At 41.2% G+C, this 4105-nt stretch carries 2 protein-coding genes; one reads left to right on the forward strand and one right to left on the reverse strand.

The window, feature by feature from the left end; all coding sequences use genetic code 11:
- Positions 1-121 precede the first annotated feature (121 nt).
- Positions 122-1870: a helix-turn-helix transcriptional regulator gene (locus tag DXC04_RS15160; RefSeq protein WP_118288252.1), complete on the reverse strand. Its 1749-nt coding sequence runs from the start codon at positions 1868-1870 to the stop codon at positions 122-124.
- Between the two features lie 221 nt (positions 1871-2091).
- Between DXC04_RS15160 and DXC04_RS15165 the strand changes: the two genes are divergently transcribed.
- The coding region (locus tag DXC04_RS15165) for a leucine-rich repeat protein (RefSeq protein ID WP_147366251.1) at positions 2092-4105 on the forward strand (2014 nt) is incomplete at its 3' end.

Genomic DNA, 4105 nt, shown 5'->3' on the forward strand with positions numbered 1-4105 from the left:
AAAATAAATAAGAAATAAAATGTGGAAAATCCTTTTATTTACCTGCGGGTAAGTGAAAGGATTTTCCTTTTGACTGGGGAAAACTGTTGTAACTGGCAATTGTTAAAAAATCGAATCACAATCAGTAAGGGGCTGTCTCTTCTTCTGTCACAGGAATGATCATATTTTCAAAAGCGTTTACCATCTTCGGATGCTGGATGAGAAAATGGATCGCAGGAGCTTTCTCTTTAGATACCATGACATATTTCCCGCGAAGAATACAGATCTGAATGTTGCGGAAGGCAGGCGAGGAATTTGGCTTTACGTGGTACAGGGGATGTTTTTCGTGGTATTCTTGCAGCAGATGTAGATGAGTCTGATATTCTTCCCATGTATAAAAGACATCTTTTTCCAGAAACATACCGGAAAGAGATAAAGTCATCGGATATTTTGCAAATTCCTCTTCTGTCAGGAGTGGTATTTCTTCTGTAACCGGGCTGTGAGCCAGGAGCTCTTCTGAAAAATCTCTGGAAGATCGTACATAATCTATGATCTGAGCCTGTTCGTCTGGTGTTAACTGGTTGTGAGCCAGAATCTGTTCCAGAAGCCCATCTGTCATTGTGTAAAGTGACAGAGAAGAGAGAATATAATGCCGCTCTCCGTGCGTATGTGCGTTCTGCAGACGGAAATTCTGGAAGTCCTGTGCCTGTTCCAGACGGTAGATCTTCATAAGCGGAGATGCCTTGGAGAGAAGTCTGTCCGCGCGTTTGCGGTAATGTGCAACTTCTTCTTTGTTTTTTGTAAGGTAATAGCGCCCTTCGCTGTGATAGCCACAGATTGCTTCGCCGGAGAGCGCAGCAGTGCCGGAGACTTTTAAAAAATGAGAAAATATATTTCCGGGCGATCCTTTCAGGTAATAAGGAGAAATCTGTCCGGTCATATACATTGGAATCCAGCTCTCCAGACCAAGCATCATATCTTCAAAGGAACGGTCAAGGTTATGGATCTGGTTGAGATGCAGTCCTTTTTTTAACATCATTGCCATACCGAACATCCATTTTTTTGGAAATTCCGGATCTTTTGCCATCTCGCCCATAGGCATATCGCTGTACATGGCAACGGGTTCCACAGATTTTGAAAGCACGGTTGCTTTTAAGAAAGCGAGTTCGCTGTCCATCATTTCTTTTAATCCGTAATAACTCCGGGAAGTCGGAAACTGGAAAGGTGCAGTCGGAACCTTCATCTCATCAAAATGAATGGCACGGATATATTCGTTGAGATCAAACTGTTCCAGTTTTTCCAGAAAATCTGCCATATAATTCTTCGAAGGCTGCGTCTGATCAGTCAGCCAGTGAAAAAGAGAAGTTCTGTAAGCGTCTGGATCTTCAAGCTCGTCTGCATCACATCCGATCAGAGCGGCTACCTGCGATTTCTGTGAGTCATCCTGATATTTCTGTGTAACAAAGTCGGTGATTTTCGTCGCAAATTCCTGTGGATCTGCCGGTTTTCGCTGTCCATTCCGAATGCGTGAAATGTAGGAAGCATCATAATTCAGCGCACGGGAAAGTTCGGATACATTCAGCGAGAGTTCATTTAATAAATGGTTGAAATTTGTCTGTAACCGGTGGATATCTACAAATGCAGTTCCGGAAAATGTGGATAACGTTTCGGAAATGGCAGACTCTGTAAGAGAAGAGATTCCTTTTTCCTGTGCAAGTCCGGAAAGACCGGCAATCAGTTTGTTATAATTTTCTGAGTCCCGCTGCGGAAGCCGGTCACCGGAACGATAGCGGCTGATCGTAGCAGCAGAAAGTCCGCTTGCCTGCGCCAGCTCTTTAGAAGTACAGCCTAACTGTTCTATGTATTCGTTTAATTTTTCTTTAAAATCCATATGCAATCCCTCCGGTAAACTGATAAGTATATTGTTCTTTTCCGAGAAATACAGCTCCTGATAGTGTAGTTATTTTCAGTATACAATAGATAATCTTATTTACAACAGAATAGTTTCCAAATTGGCATTGCCAGAAAGGAAATACAGTAGATAGAAAAAAATCCGGCTTGATATAATGAAAACAGGAAAATTATGTAGAAACAAAAAGTGAGGTTTTGCGTATGAAAAAGAAACAAATAGAACGATTAGGCAAATGCGTGCTTGGCGGTGTGCTTGCAATTACAATGATGGCGTCATTAATGCCAGGAATGAGCGAAGTAAAAGCGGACGAAAAGGCATCGATGCAGAATGTCCGGGAGGCAGATGAGATCTCCGCAGAGAAGATCGGGCATCTGATGGGAGATGATAATTCAGAAAATGCGAAGCATCTGATCATGCCGGATGAATATTTTTATATTGATCCGGAGCTTAAGGTGACACATGATACCAGAACAGATGGCGTTCCTTATGTAACACTGACATTGCTACGTGCAAGATTAGAACTTGAAGAGCTGCGTGCCTATGATTCCAAGCTGGTACGAAGCAAGCTGGATACAAGCAAGATTATAACAGATGCAAGTGATCCGGTGCTTACGAATACGTATAATATCTGGAAAATGGGTGAAAATTCACTGTCAGAGTCCGTGAAAAAAAGTGTGGATATGGATATCATGTCAATATCACCTATAGGCTACAGAAACAAGACAGGGTTGCCATGCATTGTGGAAGCGATCCGGGGGAGCGGCTTTGATTTTGTAAGTGAAGTAAAAGACAGTGCAGGACTTACAGTCGCAAATACGGTCGAGAATACATGGAGCGGCTGTACGCTTCGTTTCTTTGAGCCATATTATCTGCTGACATATAAAGATGTGACGGAAGAAGAATCTAAAAATTTTCCGGATCGCTATTATATAAAAAGAGAAAAACAGGAAATAAGACTCCCGGCAATCGTAAGACCCGGATTTCATTTTAAAGAGTGGAGCGGAGGATTGTATTTCGCAGATAAGAAGCGAGATGGCAGTGACACGGTTTATACATTTGACTGGGAAAATAATATAGAAAAGGCAACGTACAACTGGGGTGATGAGGAACTGTATCCGGTTTTTGAGGAAGGTGATACCATCACATTCCATGGAAATGGCGGGACTATCGATGGTAAAGAACAGATCACTTATGAACTGGATCAGGAAAGTGATAATTTCTTTGATATCGGGAAATATGTACCGAAGAGGAAGGGATATACATTCCTTGGCTGGTGTTATAAACCGACGGCATATTATGACAGTCTGATTAAAGATACCAGTAATTATGACTGGGTAAGGAAATGTACGGATAATGGTTTTGACCGGAATCTATATGCAAAATGGGCAGAAGACAGTGATGAAGAACTAGAGACAAAAGGCTATAAACTGGATGAAAAAACAGGGGCGCTTACGATTATTACAGATCAGGGGATGTTTGGATGGAATACGCTTTGCAATGAAACAGATGATAAGTGTAAAGAAAAAGTCAAATCTATTACCATAGGCGGAGATGTAAAAGAGATTGACAGCTGGATGTTTACAAACTGTGAAAATCTGGAAACTGTGAAACTATCTTCAAAAGTGCGGGAAATTGGAAAATATGCATTTTATGGATGCAAGTCTTTAAAGAATGTGGAGATGCCAGGGGTGTCTTCGATTTATGACAGTGCATTTGAAGAATGTTCGTCTCTTGTAAAAGTGACATTTCCGGACACAATACAGGTTATCAATAATGAAGTGTTTAGAAATTGTTCTGCTTTAAAAGAAGTGGTATTTGAAAAAGAAGAACAACCACCGTATTTGCGAATCTATTCCAGTGCATTTGAAGGATGTCATAAAGATCTGACCATCCGGGTAAAAACTTCGCTCCTGAAGGAATTTAAAGAGGAAATCCTGCCGGATTTTGCAGATAAAATTACAGACGAAGCAGGTTCCATACCGACACCGGATCCTGAAGATCCGTGTGCAGGAGGACATCAGACAGAAAATATTCTTACAAAAGCAACTTTAAAAACGGATGGTAAGATAGAAGAGCGTTGCAAGATATGTAAGAAAGTGATTGGAACAAAAACAATTGCAAAGATTGCAGATGTAAAACTTTCCGGAAACAGTTATGTATATGACGGCAAGACGAAAACACCATCCGTAACAGTAAAGAACAGCAAAGGCAAGA

Source organism: Dorea sp. OM07-5 (assembly GCF_003481355.1).
Classification (GTDB): Bacteria; Bacillota; Clostridia; order Lachnospirales; family Lachnospiraceae; genus Dorea_D; species Dorea_D hominis.